Raw genomic sequence first — 18,383 nt, 5'->3', positions numbered from 1 at the left:
GCAAAAGAAGGTGAAAACTGAGCCAAAGCCTGCGCTTTTTGCCAATCGGGGCGATTACCGCACCACTCTCCTGAGTATCGGATTGAAACCATGACCAAAACCGCGATTCCGGTCTTCAAGCTTTACGGGGAAAACCAGCAATGGCCAACCCCCGATTTGTTGCACTGCGAAACCATTTCCCGGCGCAGTCGGGAATACCAGTGGGAAATCCAGCCCCACCGGCACGCGGATCTGTGCCAGTTGCTGTATGTGCACAAAGGTCAGGCACAATTGGAAATCGAAGGGCAGCGCACCACGCTGAACGAAGCGACGCTGCAAGTCCTGCCGCCGCTGTGTGTGCACGGTTTTCGGTTTCCCGAGGATGTCGAAGGCTACGTGGTAACCCTCGCGGCGCCGCTGGTTAGCCACCTGCAGACACAACTGGGGGCGACGGTGGACGGTTTGCAGTCCCTGGGCAGTTACCCGGCGGGCAAGGACAGTGATTACCTGAACAGCCAGTTCGCCCGCTTGCAGGATGAATACGCCGACGCACAACCGGCCAGGGACATGATGATGCACGCGCTGGTCAGCGTGCTGCTGGTGTGGATCAGCCGCCAGGCCATCCAGAAGCGCCACCCACGGGCGCCGAGGGGGCGTGAATACTTCCGCCGCTTCACCCAACTGGTCGAGCAGCATTACCGTGAACACCCGAAGATCGAGGATCTGGCCCACAAGCTGGGCATCTCGGTGTCACACCTCAACGGCACATGCCGGGAACTGGGTGGGCAGCCTGCGCTGCAGATCATGCACGACCGCCAATTGCTGGAAGCCAAGCGCCTGCTGACCTACACCAGCATGACCATCAATGAAATGTCGGAAGTGCTGGGTTTTTCCGACCCGACCAACTTCTCGCGGCTGTTCCGCCGACGGGTCGGGTTCTCACCCAAGGCGTTTCGCGAGCAACTCAAGGCTCAACAGCCGGTTACCTGAGCGCACTGAAACTGCCGGTATGCGGCACGCATTGGTCCTGATGGCAGCTGATCGCAAAAGTCGGCTGCATGCGGGTCAGTTCAACACGGTAGGCAGCGGTCCCGTAAAGCGCGCTGGCGATGGCGCACAGGGTGACAATCATCAGGTACTTTCTGGTTTTAATGCTCATGGCACAGACCTCTGCGGATCTAAACGGTGCTGTTTAAAGCATAGGTCAACCAGGGCGAGTTGCCATTATCGGGCGACATTCAACAGGTTTATGTCGCCCTACAGACCGACGTCCCACGCAGGCTCCTCCGGGAACCTCAGCACCAGAAAATCCAACAGGCTGCGCAGTGCCGATGGCATGTGCTTGCGCGACGCATACACCGCGTAGATGTTCATCTGCCGGGGCTCGGCGTCGGGCAGAAGGCGCACCAGTTCGCCACGGCGGATGTAATCGCCGGCCTGGTAAGTAGGCAGCATCGACACGCCGGCCCCGGCCAGCGTCACGCGCAACAAGGTGCTGGCCTCGTTGGACGTGATGTTGCCGGTGATGGGCACCGAGACGTGCTCGCCCCGCTCTTCGAAATGCCACAGGCTCTTGCCGAAATAGGAATGGGTGAGGCAGTTGTGCCCGGCCAGGTCTTCGACTTTCTGCGGGGCTGGATGCTCCAGCAGATACGCCGGCGAGGCGCACACCACCGAGCGACACAGGGTCAGGCGGCGCGCAATGAGATTGGGGTCCAGGTCGTTACTGGTGCGGATGGCCAGGTCGATGCGCTCATCCACCAGGTTCACCGTGCGGTCGAGCATTTGCAGATCGACGGTTACCAACGGGTAACGCTTGACGTACTCGGCGATGGCTGCGGCCAATTGCGCCTGGCCGAACGAGGTGCTGACGCTCAGGCGCAGCAGGCCACGGGGCGCGTCATCCGGCTCGCTGACGGCGGCTTGCATATCGCAGCACAGGTCCAGCAATTGTCGGCAGCGCGGCAAGGTTTCGCCGCCGGCCGCCGTAAGGCTGAGCTTGCGCGTGGTGCGGTGCAGCAGGCGTGCGCCGACCCAGTCTTCCAGCTCGGCCAGGTAGCGCGACACCACCGGGCGCGACAGGTCCAGATGATCGGCGGCGGCGGACTGGCTGCCCAGGTCCACCACGGTGACAAACACGCGCATTGCTTGGAGACGGTCCATGATTTGCCCGATTTCAGAAACAAACTATGTCCCAGCATCGCATTTTTAGTCTGGTTTTGTGCAACTAAGCTCTGTGCATCCTTTACCGATGCTGGAGCTGCCCGATGTTCTCCCCCCTCAAGCGCCTGACCCTGGCCACCGCCGCCCTGGCCTTCGCCGCCCACGCGGCCGCCGCCGAGCTGAAGCTGGACGTGTACAACCCTGGCGACGCCGCGATCTTCCCGGTCACCTCGGTGCTGGTGAGCGGCGCCAAGGATGCGATCCTGGTCGACGCCCAGTTCGGCAAAGGCCAGGCCGAACAACTGGTGCAGAAGATCCGCGCCAGCGGCAAACACCTGACCACCATCTACATCAGCCACGGCGACCCGGACTACTACTTCGGCCTCGACACCCTCACCACCGCCTTCCCCGACGCCAAGGTGCTGGCGCCGCAACCGGTGGTCGATCACATCAAGGCCACCGTCGCCGGCAAGCTTGAGTTCTGGGGCCCGAAAATGGGTGCGGACAAGCCGGCCAAAACTATCGTGCCGCAGGTCCTCGAAGGCCACAGCTTGAGCCTGGAAGGCCAGCAACTGGAGGTAATCGGCCTGGACGGCCCACAGCCGGATCGCAGTTTTGTGTGGATCCCTTCGATCAAGGCCGTGGTCGGTGGCGTGGTCGTCGCCGAAAACATTCATGTGTGGATGGCCGACACCCAGAGCGCGCAGTCCCACAAAGACTGGCTGGCCACCCTGCAACGCATTGAAGACCTGCAACCGCGCACCGTGATCCCGGGCCATTACCTGGGTACGCCATCTGTTCAATCCGTGAAATTTACCGCCGACTACATCAAGGCCTTCGACGCCGAAACCGCCAAGGCCAAGGATTCCGCGGCCCTGATCGCGGCCATGAAACAGCGTTACCCGACCCTCGCCGACGAAAGCTCGCTGGAACTCAGCGCCAAAGTCGCCAAGGGCGAAATGAAGTGGTGAACCGTTTCAAACCTTAACCGTACTGGAGAACGTCATGAGCAAGATCGCAATCATTGGGGCCACCGGCCGTGCCGGTAGCCAACTGCTGGAAGAAGCCCTGCGTCGCGGGCATAGCGTTGTGGCCATTGCACGTAACACCGACACGCTGGCGACGCGCCCTGGCGTCACCGTCAAGCAGGTTGATGCCCTGGACGCAGAGGCCCTGCAACAGGCCATCAGCGGCAGTGACGTGGTGATCAGCGCAGCGCACTTCGCCACCCTACCGGCCAGCGCCGTGATCGGGCCGGTAAAGAAAGCCGGGGTGAAACGCCTGCTGGTGGTGGGCGGTGCCGGTTCGCTGTTGTTGCCGGGTGGCGGTCGGGTGATCGACAGCGCAGGTTTCCCGGCTGAGTACAAAGCCGAAGCCAGTGCAGGTGCCGCGTTTCTCGACACACTGCGCCAGGAAAAGGAACTGGACTGGACGTTCCTGTCGCCTTCGGCGGAGTTCGTCGAGACCGAGCGCACCGGTCAATTCCGCGTGGGCCAGGACGATCTGCTGGTGAGCAGTGAAGGTCGCAGCTGGATCAGCTTTGCCGACTACGCCATTGCCTTGATCGACGAAGTCGAAACACCCAAGCACCCGCGCCAGCGTTTCACTGTCGGCTACTAACATGTGGGAGGGGGCTTGCCCCCGATACCGGTCGATCAGTCACACCTGTATTGACTGGCACACTGCAATCGGGGGCAAGCCCCCTCCCACATTTGATAGATGAATGTCAGGAGATTTTGGCTTGGGTGACCAACCAATCCATCAACGCCTCAAGCCCCGCCGAAGGCTCGGTGCCCGGTGGATACACCAGGTAATAGCCCATCCCCGTCGGCACCCGCAGCTCAAACGGCGTCGCCAACCGCCCGGCCTTCAAATCGTCGCCAATCAACGCGCGGTCGCCGATCGCCACACCGGAGCCTTGCGACGCCACCGTCATCGCCAAATCCAGCGTCTCAAAATGATGCCCCTGGCTCAGGTTACTCAGTCGCGTCTTCGCCGCTTTCAGCCACAACGCCCAGTCCCGTTCATCCCGCGTGGGGTGCAGCAGCACCTGTTGCTGCAAGTCTGCCGGGCTGTGCAGCACACCGAGCAGAGCGGGCGTGCAGACCGGGGTGAGTTGTTCATCGAACAGATGCCGCGCCTCGGCCGACTGCTCGGCGATGGGCGCATAGATCACCGCCGCATCGAATTGCTCGCGGCGAAAGTCCACGGTGTAGGCCACGGTGGTAGTGAGCGCTACCGGCACATCCGGACGCTCCTTCTGCCACTGCATCAGGCGTGGCAACAACCAGCGCATCACACAGGTGGAGGCCTTGAGTTGCAGGACCTGGCGGCGACTGCCGATCTGCTCCACCGCCTCGCCGATCAGACCGAAGACCTGCTGGGCGCGCAACGACCACTCACGCCCCTCCTCGGTCAGGCTCAAGCCCCGCGCCTGGCGTTGGAACAGCGCGTAGCCCAGGTGGCTTTCCAGCCCGGCAACCTGCCGGCTCACGGCACCCTGGGTGATGTGCAGTTGCTCGGCGGCGCGGGTGAAGTTGCAGCATTGGGCCGTGACCCAGAAGGTGTGCAACGCGGACAGCGGCGGGAGGCGTTTCATCGGGGCGCAGCCATGACGTGAGGACATGGCTAGTATGACTTTTTATCGATTGTTGCCGCTACCGGCCAGCCGGTCCAATAACGCCTTATCTCAACAACAAGAGCGACGTTTATGGCGACCTGCGGCGAAGTATTGGTCAACCTCCTGGAAGGCTATGGCGTGGACCAGGTGTTTGGCATCCCCGGCGTGCATACCGTGGAGTTGTATCGCGGCCTGGCCCGTTCCAGCATCCGCCACGTCACCCCGCGCCACGAACAGGGCGCCGGCTTCATGGCCGACGGTTATGCGCGCACCAGCGGCAAGCCCGGCGTGTGCTTCATCATCACCGGCCCCGGCATGACCAATATCACCACCGCCATGGGCCAGGCCTACGCTGACTCGATCCCGATGCTGGTGATCTCCAGCGTACAGTCGCGCAGCCAATTGGGCGGCGGGCGCGGCAAGCTGCATGAGCTGCCGAACCAGGGCGCGATGATCGCCGGCGTGGCGGCGTTCTCCCATACGCTGATGTCGGCGGCCGAGTTGCCCGGCGTGTTGGCGCGTGCCTTTGCGTTGTTCCAGGCCGGACGACCACGCCCGGTGCATATCGAAATCCCGTTGGATGTATTGGTAGAAAACGCCGACGCACTGCTGGGCAGTGAACCGGTCAGCGTGGCGCGCGCCGGTGCCGCGCCATCGGCGATCAAGCAGATGAGCCAGTTGCTCGCAGCGGCCAGGCAGCCCTTGATCCTGGCCGGTGGCGGCGCCATCGATGCAGCCGCAGAACTCACGCAACTGGCCGAAGCCCTCGGCGCGCCGGTGGCCCTGACGATCAATGCCAAGGGCATGCTGCCTGCCAACCATCCGCTGTTGATCGGCTCGACCCAGACCCTGGTCGCCACCCGCGCCTTGGTCGCCGAAGCGGACGTGGTGTTGGCCATCGGCACCGAGCTGGCGGAAACCGACTACGACGTCACCTTCGCCGGCGGCTTCGGGATTCCCGGTGCGTTGCTGCGCATCGACATCGACCCGGACCAGACCGTGCGCAACTATCCGCCGCAGGTTGCCTTGGTGGCCGATGCACAAATCGCCGCCGAAGCGCTGCTGGTCGAGTTGAACAGCAAACCCTTGCCGCCCCGCAATCGCGCGTGGGGCGCGGCGCGTGTTGCACGCTTGTGGGCCGAACTGAACCCCGGCTGGGACGCCGCCACCCGCGCACAAACCCGGTTCCTCGACACCGTCCTGGAGGAGTTGCCCAACGCTGTGCTGGTCGGCGACTCGACCCAACCGGTGTACAGCGGCAACCTGACCCTGAACCTCGACCACCCGCGCCGCTGGTTCAACTCGTCCACCGGCTACGGCACCCTGGGCTACGCCCTGCCCGCCGCTATCGGGGCGTGGCTGGGGCGTGGCGACGGGCAACCGGTGGTGTGCCTGATCGGTGACGGCGGCCTGCAATTCAGCCTGCCGGAACTGGCCAGCGCCGTGGAGGCGCGCACGCCGATCATCGTGCTGCTGTGGAATAACCAGGGCTATGAAGAGATCAAGAAATACATGGTCAACCGCGCCATCGAGCCGGTGGGTGTGGACATCTATACGCCGGACTTTATCGGCGTAGCCAAGGCGTTGGGCTGTGCCGCTGAAAGCATCCAGGGCATCGCGCATCTGCGGACGGCACTGCGCAGCGCCGCTGATCGCCAAGGGCCGACGCTGATCGAAATCGACCAAGGCCTGTGGATGAAGGAGGTGGCGGTATGAGCGCGGTGTCGAACGGGATCTACATCGACGGCGCGTGGCAAGCCGGCCAAGCCGTACTCGAGGTGATCAACCCGGCCACCGAGGCGGTATTGGCCCGGGTCAGCGTCGGCGATGCGGCGGCGGTGACCCAGGCGGTCGACGCCGCCAGCGCGGCCTTCAGCGAATGGTCGAACAGCACCGGCCGTGATCGCGCCGCCCTGCTGCGCAAGATCGCCCAGGGCGTGAGCGAGCAGCGCGAACAGCTGATGCACCTGCAATCGAGCAACAACGGCAAGCCACTGTTTGAAGCCGCAATTGATGTGGACGATGTGATCGCCACGTTCGAGTACTACGCCAGCGTTGCCGAAGAAATGGACGCCGCTCAGGACCAGCCGGTGGCGTTGCCCGGCGATGACTTCAGCGCACGTATGCGCCGCGAGCCCTGCGGCGTGGTGGGGCTGATCGTGCCGTGGAATTTCCCGATGGTGACCACCGCCTGGAAACTCGCCCCGGCCCTGGCCGCCGGTTGCTGCGTGGTGCTCAAGCCCTCGGAAGTCACGCCGTTGGCCGAGTTGCAGTTGGCGCGGATCATCGCCGAGGCAGGCTTGCCCGCTGGCGTGTTCAACCTGGTGTGCGGCACAGGCCTGGATGTCGGCGCGCCGTTGGCGGCGGACCGTCGAGTAGCGAAGATTTCCTTTACCGGCAGTAACGCCGTTGGCGTGCAGGTGATGCAGCGCGCGGCCGAAACCATCAAGGGCGTGAGCCTGGAACTGGGCGGCAAGTCTTCGCTGCTGGTAATGGCGGATGCCGACCTGGACCTGGCGGTGGAACTGGCCTGTGGTGGCGGTTTTTTCAACGCCGGGCAGATGTGTTCAGCCACCAGTCGCGTGTTGGTGGCTGACACGCTTGCCGATGAATTCCTGGTGCGTGTGCAGGCGCGGGCCGAAGCGATTCGCGTGGCGGACCCGTTTGCCGATGACGTGGAAATGGGTGCGCTGATCAACCGTACCCAGTATCAGCGGGTGCTGGGACATATCCAGCGCGCAATCGCGGACGGCGCCCGCTTGCTGTGCGGCGGTGAACGCCCGGCGGACTTGCCCAAGGGCTTTTTCATTCGCCCCACAGTGTTCACCGACGTGCCGCTGGACAGTGCGTTGTGGAACGCAGAGATCTTCGGCCCGGTGCTCTGTGTCCGGCGTTTTACCTGCGAGGCAGAAGCGATCGCTCTGGCCAACGACAGCGATTTCGGCCTGGTGGCGAGTGTGGTCAGCGGCCATGCCGAAACCGCCGAGCGTGTGGCGAATGCCTTGCAGGCCGGGCTGGTGTGGATCAACGCGCCGCAAGTGATCTTCCCGCAGACCGCGTGGGGTGGTTACAAGCAGAGCAGCATCGGCCGCGAGCTGGGACCGTGGGGGCTGGCGGCTTTCCAGGAGATCAAGCATGTGATCCGGTCTATCTAATGTGGGAGGGGCCTGACCCCTCTCACATTTTGACCAGCGCAATTTTTAGATAGACCTAGCGACTTTCTCATTTGCCCCCTGCTCCCACCCGTGGCCTGATTCGCCCTTGATCACTCAAGGGCCTCCCATGGAAACCGTTCACGCAAAACCCACCACCGCCCTCTGGCTGATGACCAGCGTCGTGCTGGTCGCCCTCAACCTGCGTCCGTCGATGGCGGCGGTCGGCCCGTTGTTGTCATCGATTCGCGGTGATGTGTCGCTGAGTTTCAGCAGCGCCGCGTTGCTGACCATGTTGCCGGTGATGGCCATGGGCTTGGCGATGTTCTTCGGCATGGGCCTGGCCAAACGCTTTGGCGAGCACCGCAGCATCGTGGTGTCCCTGCTGGTGATCGGCGTGGCTACGCTGTCGCGGTTGTTCCTCGATTCGGCGCTGGAGTTGATCGTCAGCGCCATCGCGGCCGGGGTGGGGATCGCGATGATCCAGGCGTTGATGCCGGCGCTGATCAAGTCGCGGTTCAGTGACAATGTTGCGCTGTTCATGGGTGTTTACGTCACCGCGATCATGGGCGGCGCAGCACTGGCGGCGTCGTTCTCGCCGTTCGTGCAAGTGCAGACCGGCAGTTGGCGCATCGGCCTGTCAATCTGGGCGGTGTTGGCAGTGCTGGCGTTGGTGTTCTGGTACGCGCAACGCTCGGTACTGCCACCGTTGCCGCAAGCCGGCACAGCTCAACAGGCGTCATTTTTCGGCAATGGCCGGGCCTGGTTGCTGGCGGTGTTTTTCGGCCTGGGTACCGCGTCCTACACCTGCGTACTGGCGTGGCTCGCGCCGTACTACGTGGAGCAAGGCTGGAGCGAGCAGAATGCCGGCCTGCTGCTGGGCTTCTTGACGGCCATGGAAGTGGTGTCCGGCCTGGTCACTCCCGCCATCGCTAACCGCCTCCAGGATAAACGCGGTGTGGTGGCGGTGCTGCTGGTGCTGATCATCCTCGGTTTCTGCGGCCTGATTCTCAGCCCGCACCACCTGAGCCTGTTGTGGCCGTGCCTGCTGGGCCTGGGCATTGGCGGTCTGTTCCCGATGAGCCTGATCCTGTCCCTTGACCATTTGGACAACCCGCGCCGCGCCGGTGGTCTCACCGCCTTTGTGCAGGGTATCGGCTACCTGATCGCCGGGCTGTCGCCGCTGATCGCCGGGATGATCCGCGATCAACTGGGCAGCTTCGAATGGGCCTGGTGGTCGCTGACAGCGGTGATTGGGGTAATGCTGCTGATCGTCACGCGCTTCAACCCCAGGCATTACGCACGACATATCCGCTGACGTCGTATTGCAAACAGTATTTGTCTCAAGCCAAACATAGAAACGCCCTACAGAGCTTTCTAATGGCACGTTCGTTCCGTTAAGCTTTTGTGCTGTCTTGTACTGAGTTCGGTACAAAGGGTTTACGGACGAAACCGATGCTAAACAGTAACTTGCTCAGAAAGCTCGATATGCAGGACTTGATGGTGTTTATCGCCGTCTACGACCAGAGCAGTGTTACAGAGGTGTCCGAAACGCTGTTTGTCAGCCAGTCCACCGTGAGCTACAGCCTGAAGAAGCTGCGCACCAGCTTTGAAGACGAGTTGTTCATCAACACCCGGGCGGGCATGCGCCCAACGTACAAGGCCACCACCATGTACGGGCATGTGCAGAAGATCCTCGAATCCATCAACCTGTGCCACGCCGGTGGCCAGGCCTTCGACCCGACCCAGAAGGCCGTGACCTTCAACGTGTGCGCGCCGGAATACTTCGAACAGTTGATCCTGCCGCGCCTGTTGAAGCACTTCGACCGTGCCGACCTGCCGGTGATCGTCAACGTGCAAAAGCTGGAAACCGACATCCCCGCGGACGACCTGCGCGAAGGCCGCCTCGACCTGGTGATCTGTTTCGGCCCCAACTTCCACCGCGCCCACAAGGACTTGCGTACCCAGATGCTGCTCGAAGACGACCTGGTGTGCGTGTTCGATAAACGCTCGGCGCCACGGGAACCGGCGTTCAGCCTGCAGTCCTTCGTCGAACGGCGCCACGTGTTCCCCACGCCGTGGACCTCCGACACCAACATGATCGACGGCTGGCTGGCGCGCCAGGCCCACAAGCGCCAGGTGATCGCCCGCGCCAACAGCTACAGCGCAGCGTTGAAGATGATCACCGGCACCGACTTCATCGTCACCCTGCCGCGTCGCGTACAAAAGTTGCTGGCGCCCGCCACGACGTTCGGCCACTGCGAAGTGCCCAACGGGTTGCCGGGATTCACCCTGGAGATGCAGTGGAACGAAACCAGCGAACAGGACAGTGCCAATACCTGGTTTCGTGAGCAGGTGGTGAAGGTGTGCGCGGATCAGGGTTTGTTGTAAACCTCAGCCGATGGCGACTTTGCTGTAGCAGTCGCGATCCATGTCGACCAGTTGGACGCTGAGTTGAACCTGGATACCCTCCGGCCAATCGCCCATGTCCTGCAGGGCTGCCAGCAGGCTGTCCGACAGCTGTTTCTTGACCTGGGGTGGGCGCCCGCTGAGCAGCGACAGCTTCACCGCGATAAACCCGCGTGCTTCGAGGGAGGTGCCCACCTGGAACGTCTCGACCTTGACCACACGACTTTTGATGTCCAACTCGGAACTGAACTGCCCGGACGCCATCAGCACGTTGTTGAGCCGCAACAGGGTCTTCTCGACAGCAAGGCCCGTCAGGTTGGCGGTGTATTCCAGGTGCAGGTGCGGCATGGATGGCTCCGAGTCTTTGGTAGGAAGATTCCTAGATATACCACGGATAAAAGCATCAGGCTTTGCTGGCCAGCCCTCTGTCGCTCATAAACGCTTCGAGCCGCGAACGTACCCAGCGCTCAGCCGGGTCGGTGTCCACGTGGCTGAGCCAGACCATCGACAAATCCAGGGTTGGCGTTTCGAACGGGAACGGCTCACAGAACAGGTGGCCCGACACTGCCATGGCCTCGGCGGTGTAGTCCGGCAGGCTGGCGATCAGGTCAGTGCCGGCGAGCAAGGCCGGCAGCGCGCTGTATTGCGGCACCGACAGCACCACATGGCGTTTGCGGCCGATCTCCGCCAGCCACTCATCGGCAAACCCCGACACGTTGGCGGTATGGGAAACCAGCACGTGGGGCCGTGAGCAATATTCATCGAGGGTCAGCGGCGTTTCAGACGCATCGGCGCGCAGGATACGCGGACGGATATGGCGCAGCAGCTTACGCTTGGCATTCGCCGGCAGGCCACGGGTCTGGGTGATGCCGACGGTGATATCGCCGGAGGCCAGCAGGTCGGGAATGCGCCAGTAGTCCACATGCTGCACCACGAATACCACTTGCGGCGCTTCCTGGCGCAAGGCGCGCAGCAAGGGCGGCAACAGGCCGAACTCCACGTCATCGGAGAGGCCGATGCGAAAGGTCATGGTGCTGATCGACGGGTCGAAATCGTGGGTCAGGCTCAAGGCCGATGACAACGAATCCAGGGCCGGCGACAGGTGCTGGATGATCTCCTCGGCCCGCGCGGTGGGCTCCATGCGGTGGCCGACGCGGATGAACAGCGGGTCGTTGAACAAAGTACGCAAGCGGTTGAGGGCCGAGCTGATGGTCGGCTGGCCGAGAAACAGCTTCTCCGCCACCCGCGTCACGTTGCGCTCCAGCATCAACGCTTCGAACACCACCATCAGGTTGATGTCGGCTTTGCGTAGTTCATTGCGATTCATCGGCGCCTGCCCTTTTCCCAAGACAAGCCGCAGTTTAGAAAGCCCCGTAGCCGGCGTCTACGTGTAGGACGCTTCGCTGGCCTGCGCACCACGCTCAGGTTCGTGCCCCATGCGCAAGCGCAGGGCCGCCACGGCCGCCACCACCAGCACCAGCGCAATGACTTTCAAGCCGTTCATTGCATTGCCGGTGCTCATCTCGATCGCGCCCATCACCGACGGCCCGACAAAGCCGCCCAACAGCCCGCAGGCGTTGACAAATCCCAGCCCGCCGGCCAGCGCAACGCCCTTGAGGCGCGAAGCCGGGTACAGGAAGATGATCGACTGCACCACAAAGAACATCACCGCCGACAGGCAAAAACCCAGCAGGCTGAACACCGGCCCCGACACCGAGGCAATGCCCAGGCCCAACGCCATGGTCAGCAGGCCGGTGACCAGCAAGCGACGGCAGCGCCCGGGTGTAGTGGCAAAACGCGGAATAAACAATGCCCCGAGTGCCGCCGCGATCCACGGTAATGAAGTCAGCAGGCCGACGTTCATGGTGCTCAGTTCGCCATACTTGCTGATGATGCTCGGCAGGAAAAAGATCACGGTGTAGAGGGTGATCTGGTGACAGAAGTACACGAAAATCGCCAGCAGGATCTGCGGGGTCAGCCAGTTTTTCAACGAGTGACCGTCCTCGCCCGCGCCCTCCTCGACTTCCCGGGCAATGCGCTGCTCGATACCGCGCGCTTCCTCGGCCGACAGCCACGGCGCCTTGCTCGGACGATCCGGCAGTTTGCGCCAGACCACCCAGGCAAACGCCACGGCTGGCAAGCCTTCGAGCAGGAACATCCACTGCCAGCCGTGCCAGCCGTGCCAGCCGAGCAGGCCGTCCATGCGCATCAGGGCCGCACCCACCGGGCCACCGATGATGTTGGCAAAGCACACGCCGAGCAGGAAATACCCGGTGGCCCGCGCCCGTTGCTCACGGTTGAACCAGTAGGTCAGGTACAGCATGACCCCAGGAAACAGCCCCGCTTCGGCGATGCCCAGCAACAGGCGCAACACGTAGAACGAGGTTTCGCCCTGCACAAAGGCCATGGCCGCCGAGATCAGGCCCCAGGTCACCATGATCCGCGCGATCCAGAATCGCGCGCCGACCTTGTGCATTATCAGGTTGCTGGGGATTTCCGACAGCGCATACGTCAGGAAAAACAACCCCGCGCCCAAGCCATAGGCGGCGGCTGAAATGCCCAGGTCGACGTCCAGGTGATGCTTGGCCAGGGCGATGTTGGTGCGGTCCAGGAAGCTCAGGATGTAGGCGATGATCAGCAAGGGCATCAGCTTGACGAACATCAGTTTGTTCAACGCCTGCGGTGTGCGGGCGGCGGTGGCGGTGGTCATCGGCAGTTCCTCTTGGCGCCCCGCCAGGCGGGCTGGGGGGCGCATCGGTGTTGTTCTAGGAGTCGAGTTGCAGGGCCAACGCCTGGGGGCGATGGGAAAACAGTTGCAGCAGCGCGCCGCCGAGGGCACAGCCGGCCATCACGAAGAAACACACGGTGTAGCCGTGCAGCGTGGTCCAGCCGCCGCCCATGGCGATCAGGCTGCCCATCAGCACCGGCGCCAGGCCGCCGCCGATAAACATCGCGGTGGTGATGATGCCGTTGGCGGTGGACGTCGCCGACGGCTCGGCCGAGTCGCAGGCCACCGCGTAGTAGATCGGCCACACCGCGTTGGCCACCAGGCCGAACAGCAGTTGCACGACGATGATCAGGGTCAGGGTGTTGGCGAAGTAGAACGCGCCGACACTCGCCGCCATCCACACCCCGCAGATGATCAGGGTGGTGCGTCGGCCGATGATGTCCGACAGCGACGGCCACACCAGTTGCCCGAGGATGCCGGTGAGGGTGAACACCACGCTCATCCCCGCCGACTCGGCCAGTGACAGTCCGGCGATGTTGTAGAGGTAGGCCGGTAACACGATGTTGACGCCCATGTACACCACCTGGGTGAGCATCGTATTGCCCGCCGTGAGGGCGATATTGCGGTTGCGCAAGGTGGCGACGAAAGTGCGCCAGGCCTCGCCCTTCACCGAACTGGCCGGCGCGTTGTCCGGTGGCGTCATGCCCTTGGCGGCGATGTCGACGTACAACGCGGTGATGCGTTCGGCGGTGGAATAACGCGCCCAGAAAATCATCAGCGGCAACGCCACCACGAAGGCGAAGAAGAACACGTAGCGCCAGTTGTCCTCGCCAAACACGGTGATGACGAAACTGGCGACGATACCGCTGAGCATCGCACCAATCGGATAGCCCGTATGGTGCGCACCCAGGGCGAAGCCGCGCCGCTCCACCGGCCACCATTCGGCGGTGTTGCTCACCCCCACCGGCTCACCCCAGCCGGCGCCGAGGTTGACCCCGACGCGCAGGGCAATGAAAGTGGCGAGGTTGCCGCTCAGGGCCTTGAAGCCGGACAGAAACGAGATCGCCGTGTAGCCCAGCACCAGCGGCACCTGGAAACGTGCACGTTTCCAGCCGCCGCCGTAGCGGTCGCTCCACATGGAGCCGGGTATATCCAGCAACGCCAGGGCCAGCATGACCACCGTGGCCACGGTGCCCCATTGGTCGGCGGATAAATCGAAGTGCTTGGAGATGGTCGGCCCCAGGCGCAACACGATCTCACGGTCGTAGGCGTTGAGAATCCAGATCATCCAACAGACCAGCAGCGACACCCAGGAATGTCGGTGAATGCTGCGCAGCGACGCTTTTTTGATAGTTGCCATGGGCCTCTCCAGGCGCGCGAGGGCGCGCACTGACACAAGGTTGCGAAGGAATATGCCTTGTCACACACACGCGCTAGCTGGCGAACCGTCGCTCGGCTATTCCTTGCACGCCCAACCCGGTAATGGCGAACAGCGCTCCGCGCTGCTGGCCGTCCGCCGGAAAACGCGGCAGCGGCGGCTTGGCCATGGAAGTCACAAACAGGGTGTCCAGGTTCGGCCCGCCAAAGGTCAGGCTGGTGACCTTCTTCACCGGCATCTGGATGATGCGGTCGACGTGACCGTCGGGGGTGTAGCGCACCAGTTTCCCGGCGTAGACCAAGGCTTGCCACAGGCAGCCCTCGGCATCCACCGTGCAGCCGTCGGCAGCGCCGCCGCCCGAGGTGTCGACCCTGGCGAAGGAGCGGCGGTTGCTCACATTGCCGGTGGCCAGGTCATAGTCGTAGGCCCAGATCTCGCCGGACCAGGTGTCGCAGAAATAGAAGGTGTCACCGGACGGGCTCCAGCACGGGCCGTTGGACACGATGATGCCTTCGTCCAGGGTGTGCAGGCTCAGGTCGGCGTCCAGGCGGTAAAGCCTGGCGCTGGCGTTGTCCTCCAAGGTGTCCATGGAGCCGAAGATGAAGCGGCCCTGGCGGTCGACCTTGCCGTCGTTGAGGCGGTTATCCGGCAGGTGCGGTTCCGGGTCGATGACCAGGTTTAGCTCACCGCTGTTGAGGTCGAGGGTGTGTACACCGTTTTGCAGGGCGACAATCGCCGACTCACCGTTATGGCGCAGGGCCATGGAGCCGATTTTCTGGCCGACCTCCCAGGCACGCAGTTCGCGGCCGTCGTCGGTGCAGCGCAGGATGCGGCCGTCGGCGCTGTCGATCCAATACAAGCGTTGTTGTTCGACGTCCCACACCGGGCCTTCGCCCAGGGTGGTCTTGACGTCGACAAGCACTTCGATACGCATGGTGTGATCCCCTTATTGTTGTTGTGCGGGATGCAGGCCGCGCCGTGACGCGGCAGTTGGTCGGGTTAGAAATTGACCTGATCGCGCCCCTTGAGCCCGAGGATTTCCCGCGCTTCATCCGGCGTGGCGACGCGATGGCCGAGCGCCTCGATCACCGTACGGATACGTCGCACCTGGTCGGCGTTGGACGCGGCCAATTTGCCCGGGCCGTCCCACAGCGAATCCTCCAGACCGACACGCGCATTGCTGCCCATGGACAGGCCCATGGTCGCCAGCGGAATCTGCCCACGCCCGGCGCCGAGGATCGACCACACATAGTCGTCGCCAAACAGGCGGTCGGCAGTACGCCGCATATGCGCCAGGTCTTCGGGGTGCCCGCCGATGCCACCACGCAAGCCGAACACTGACTGGATAAACAACGGCGGCTTGAGCAGGCCGCGTTCCAGGAAATGCGCGGCGGTGTACAGGTGGCCGATGTCGTAGCACTCGATCTCGAACCGCGTGCGGTTCTCGGCACAGGAATTGAGGATATGGGTGATGTCACGGAAGGTGTTGCGGAAGATCCGGTCGTCACTTTCTTCCAGGTACGGCCGCTCCCAGTCGTGCTTGAAGTCGGTGAAGCGGTTGAGCATTTCATACAGGCCGAAGTTCATCGAGCCCATGTTCAGCGAGGCCAGTTCCGGCTTGAACTGCATCACCGGTTGCAGGCGCTCTTCCACGCCCATGGTCGGCGCGCCGCCGGTGGTGATGTTGATTACCACGTCGCTGGCGGCCTTGATCTGCGGCAGGAATTCGGCGAACAGCGCCGGGTCCTGGCTTGGGCGGCCATCGTTGGGATCGCGGGCATGCAGGTGGACAATCGCGGCGCCGGCTTCGGCGGCACCGATGGCGGCATCGGCGATTTCCTGCGCAGTGATCGGCAAATGCGGCGACATCGACGGCGTATGAATCGCACCGGTAACGGCGCAGGTGATGATGACAGGACGATTTTTGGACATGACAACTCTCCGACTTTTATTCTTATGAAAAAAATCCTGGGTGCAGCGCGCTATGTTCTTGCGTGGCTTACAGGTACTCGACGTTACCGTCGACGCTGATCGCCTGGCCGGTCACGTTGCGTGCGGCGGGCGAACAGAGGAACAACGCCATGGCAGCCACGTCTTCGGCGGTGACCATGCGTTTGAGGGAAATTTTGTTGAGGTATTCCTGGCGCATCTCGGCTTCGGGCACGCCGACCTGCTCGGCACGGGCACGAATCACGCCGTCCATGCGTGGGCCTTCGACAATGCCGGGCAGCAAGGCGTTGACGCGGATATCGCTCTCGCCCAGCTCCGAGGCCAGGGATTTCATCAGGCCGACAATCGCCCATTTGGTCGCCGCGTACGGCGTGCGCCACGCGTAGCCCAGGCGCCCCGCCACCGAGGCGATATGCAGCAGGTGGCCGTGGGACGACGCCTTGAGCATCGGCACCGCATGGTGGGCAAAGCGGTATTGCGCGGTGAGATTGATGTTGATGGTGGCCTGCCACTCGGCGTCGCTGATCGCATCGATGCCGCCGGTAGGCCCGGCGATCCCTGCGTTGTTGACCAGCACATCGAGACCGCCGAAGTGCTCGCGCTGCACCTTGAATACCGCCTCGATCTGCACGGCATCGCTGACGTCGGCGCGGGTGGCGACGGTGCCCGGGTAATTGTCGCGAAACGCGGCCAGGGCCGGCTCGCTGACATCACACACATGCACCTGGGCACCGGCTTCCAGATACGCCGCCGCCAGCACTTCACCAATGCCGGCAGCCCCGCCGGAAATCAACACACGTAACCCAGGATAGGGCTGCAGCCGCTGTAAGACACTCATGCACGTTTACCTCCTGAAGCAGACGACCGCGAACGGTCGTTCTTGACGAGCAGGCGCGCCAGGGAATCGGCGGCCTGCATGATGTCATCGGTCACCGCTGCGCGTGCACCGGCGCCATCGCGGGCCGCCAGGGCTTCGACGATGCGCGTGTGCGCCTCCATCGAGCGTTGCAGGTGAGCTTTATCCGGGGCGACCAGCGCAAAGCACGGGCCCATGTGCAGCCAGAAGTTTTCCACGGCGGCCATGGTCAACTCGGCCTGGGCCACGGCGTAGATGCGCCGGTGAAACGCAAAGTTGGTCCACAGGTAGCGCGACACGTCGACTTCGTCGGCGGCGTGCTGCATTTGCTGGCAGAGGTCGGTGATTTCGTCGAGGTCGGCCTTTTGCAGGCGCAGCACGGCTTTTTCCGCCAGCAGCCCTTCGAGGGCGACTCGTGCATCACGAATTTCACGCAGGCGTTCGACCGTCATCAAGCGCACGCGCAGACGAGAGGTCTCGGTGACTTCAAAGGCGTTTTCGGCGCTGAGGCGTTGCAGGGCTTCGCGCACCGGCATCGGGCTGGAACCGAGGGCTTCGGCAAGGCCGCGGATGGTGAGTTTCTGGCCAGGCTGGAAACGGCCACTCATCAGCGCTTCGCGGATCTGGCGGTAGACCTGGTCTTGCAAGGTATCGCGGGACACCTGGCGCAGGGTGGGCAGGAGGAGCGGACCATCTGTCATGAGGCAAAACCTGTGTTGTCGTTCTTATGGCCTCAATATGTGATCACAAATCAAATATGTCAAATAGTTTCCTGATTTTGGGAGTTGCACATACAACTGTGGGAGTGGGCTTGCCCACTCCCACATTTGCAGCGCATTTAACCTGATATCAGGGTTTTAGCGGACGCTCCTGATCCCGCTCTGAAAGCTCGGTGCCATCATCGGGATGTTTCCAGGTCTGCGGTTTTTCTTCCTCACGCCGCTGGGGCTGCTCACGTTCCGGCTCGTCCCGCCGTTTCTGTTGATCCGTCATTGCCACCTCCCATCCGTAAGAATTGGTCACATCTTCAGCATAGACAGCGAACGCATTTCCGACTGCATTACCGATTGATAGCCAACGAACATCAATCTATCCAAAATTGTCACTTAACATTTCTAAATGTGTCAGCCACTATTCCAGGTCTTAAG

General features: G+C 62.7%; 19 protein-coding genes. 7 read left to right on the top strand and 12 right to left on the bottom strand.

What is annotated here, in order from left to right:
• The first annotated feature begins 90 nt into the window (after window positions 1-90).
• Window positions 91-969: a helix-turn-helix domain-containing protein gene (locus BMX59_RS23135; RefSeq protein WP_093126102.1), complete on the top strand. Its 879-nt coding sequence runs from the start codon at window positions 91-93 to the stop codon at window positions 967-969.
• Here BMX59_RS23135 and BMX59_RS30535 read toward each other — a convergent pair.
• Together BMX59_RS30535 and BMX59_RS23130 are read right to left on the bottom strand one after the other, a co-directional pair.
• Window positions 962-1,138: a hypothetical protein gene (locus BMX59_RS30535; protein ID WP_165447907.1), complete on the bottom strand. Its 177-nt coding sequence runs from the start codon at window positions 1,136-1,138 to the stop codon at window positions 962-964. The genes BMX59_RS23135 and BMX59_RS30535 overlap by 8 nt on opposite strands.
• A 98-nt stretch (window positions 1,139-1,236) precedes the next feature.
• On the bottom strand, window positions 1,237-2,142 hold the full coding sequence (locus tag BMX59_RS23130; protein WP_093126098.1) for a LysR family transcriptional regulator: 906 nt from the start codon (window positions 2,140-2,142) through the stop codon (window positions 1,237-1,239).
• Window positions 2,143-2,246: 104 nt separating this feature from the next.
• Here BMX59_RS23130 and BMX59_RS23125 point away from each other — a divergent pair, with 104 nt between their 5' ends.
• Together BMX59_RS23125 and BMX59_RS23120 are read left to right on the top strand one after the other, a co-directional pair.
• The gene (locus tag BMX59_RS23125) at window positions 2,247-3,113 is read left to right on the top strand and encodes an MBL fold metallo-hydrolase (RefSeq protein WP_093126095.1); all 867 of its coding nucleotides are present in this window, start codon (window positions 2,247-2,249) and stop codon (window positions 3,111-3,113) included.
• Window positions 3,114-3,147: 34 nt separating this feature from the next.
• Window positions 3,148-3,762: an NAD(P)-dependent oxidoreductase gene (locus BMX59_RS23120; protein ID WP_092247277.1), complete on the top strand. Its 615-nt coding sequence runs from the start codon at window positions 3,148-3,150 to the stop codon at window positions 3,760-3,762.
• A gap of 106 nt (window positions 3,763-3,868) precedes the next feature.
• On the opposite strand, the gene BMX59_RS23115 is transcribed toward BMX59_RS23120, so the two are convergent.
• On the bottom strand, window positions 3,869-4,741 hold the full coding sequence (locus BMX59_RS23115) for a LysR substrate-binding domain-containing protein (RefSeq protein ID WP_092247273.1): 873 nt from the start codon (window positions 4,739-4,741) through the stop codon (window positions 3,869-3,871).
• Between the two features lie 111 nt (window positions 4,742-4,852).
• On the opposite strand from BMX59_RS23115, the gene BMX59_RS23110 reads away from it, so the two are divergent.
• The 4 genes from BMX59_RS23110 (at window position 4,853) to BMX59_RS23095 (ending at window position 10,305) form a co-directional block, all read left to right on the top strand.
• Window positions 4,853-6,478 carry a 5-guanidino-2-oxopentanoate decarboxylase gene (locus tag BMX59_RS23110; protein ID WP_093126091.1) on the top strand — a complete coding sequence of 542 codons (1,626 nt, stop codon included), beginning with the start codon at window positions 4,853-4,855 and terminating at the stop codon, window positions 6,476-6,478.
• Window positions 6,475-7,917, top strand: a complete 1,443-nt coding sequence (locus tag BMX59_RS23105; RefSeq protein WP_093126088.1) for an aldehyde dehydrogenase family protein — start codon at window positions 6,475-6,477, stop codon at window positions 7,915-7,917. The genes BMX59_RS23110 and BMX59_RS23105 overlap by 4 nt, the downstream gene beginning before the upstream one ends.
• 127 nt (window positions 7,918-8,044) lie before the next feature.
• Window positions 8,045-9,232 carry a cyanate transporter gene (locus tag BMX59_RS23100; RefSeq protein WP_093126085.1) on the top strand — a complete coding sequence of 396 codons (1,188 nt, stop codon included), beginning with the start codon at window positions 8,045-8,047 and terminating at the stop codon, window positions 9,230-9,232.
• Window positions 9,233-9,369: 137 nt separating this feature from the next.
• Window positions 9,370-10,305 carry a LysR family transcriptional regulator gene (locus BMX59_RS23095; protein WP_071488958.1) on the top strand — a complete coding sequence of 312 codons (936 nt, stop codon included), beginning with the start codon at window positions 9,370-9,372 and terminating at the stop codon, window positions 10,303-10,305.
• 3 nt (window positions 10,306-10,308) lie between these two features.
• Here the strand turns inward: BMX59_RS23095 and BMX59_RS23090 are convergent, their stop codons facing one another.
• From BMX59_RS23090 to BMX59_RS30530, 9 genes are all read right to left on the bottom strand, one after another.
• Window positions 10,309-10,671 carry a 5-carboxymethyl-2-hydroxymuconate Delta-isomerase gene (locus BMX59_RS23090; RefSeq protein WP_092247261.1) on the bottom strand — a complete coding sequence of 121 codons (363 nt, stop codon included), beginning with the start codon at window positions 10,669-10,671 and terminating at the stop codon, window positions 10,309-10,311.
• A gap of 55 nt (window positions 10,672-10,726) precedes the next feature.
• A complete protein-coding gene (locus BMX59_RS23085) occupies window positions 10,727-11,650 on the bottom strand; it encodes a LysR substrate-binding domain-containing protein (RefSeq protein WP_071488956.1) in 924 nt (307 codons plus the stop codon).
• A gap of 57 nt (window positions 11,651-11,707) precedes the next feature.
• Complete coding sequence (locus BMX59_RS23080; protein WP_093126581.1) at window positions 11,708-13,033, bottom strand: MFS transporter; 1,326 nt, start codon at window positions 13,031-13,033, stop codon at window positions 11,708-11,710.
• 55 nt (window positions 13,034-13,088) lie between these two features.
• Entirely contained in the window at window positions 13,089-14,411 is a 1,323-nt protein-coding gene (locus tag BMX59_RS23075; RefSeq protein WP_092247258.1) for an MFS transporter, read from the bottom strand.
• A gap of 73 nt (window positions 14,412-14,484) precedes the next feature.
• Window positions 14,485-15,363 (bottom strand): SMP-30/gluconolactonase/LRE family protein, encoded by an 879-nt coding sequence (locus BMX59_RS23070; protein WP_093126073.1) that lies wholly within the window; start codon window positions 15,361-15,363, stop codon window positions 14,485-14,487.
• A gap of 65 nt (window positions 15,364-15,428) precedes the next feature.
• Entirely contained in the window at window positions 15,429-16,361 is a 933-nt protein-coding gene (locus BMX59_RS23065) for a 3,5-dioxohexanoate:acetyl-CoA acetone transferase (protein WP_016975200.1), read from the bottom strand.
• Window positions 16,362-16,428: 67 nt separating this feature from the next.
• Window positions 16,429-17,217, bottom strand: a complete 789-nt coding sequence (locus BMX59_RS23060) for an SDR family oxidoreductase (protein WP_093126070.1) — start codon at window positions 17,215-17,217, stop codon at window positions 16,429-16,431.
• A complete protein-coding gene (locus tag BMX59_RS23055) occupies window positions 17,214-17,936 on the bottom strand; it encodes a GntR family transcriptional regulator (RefSeq protein ID WP_058425125.1) in 723 nt (240 codons plus the stop codon). Before BMX59_RS23055 ends, BMX59_RS23060 begins: the two co-directional genes overlap by 4 nt.
• A gap of 148 nt (window positions 17,937-18,084) precedes the next feature.
• The gene (locus BMX59_RS30530) at window positions 18,085-18,228 is read right to left on the bottom strand and encodes a hypothetical protein (protein WP_165447906.1); all 144 of its coding nucleotides are present in this window, start codon (window positions 18,226-18,228) and stop codon (window positions 18,085-18,087) included.
• Between the last annotated feature and the right edge of the window lie 155 nt (window positions 18,229-18,383).

Origin of the sequence: Pseudomonas sp. NFR09, from assembly GCF_900111535.1 — a bacterium.
GTDB classification, from domain to species: Bacteria; Pseudomonadota; Gammaproteobacteria; order Pseudomonadales; family Pseudomonadaceae; genus Aquipseudomonas; species Aquipseudomonas extremorientalis.
Note: the sequence above shows the minus strand (reverse complement) of the source record. Positions and strands in the feature narration are given on the sequence as shown.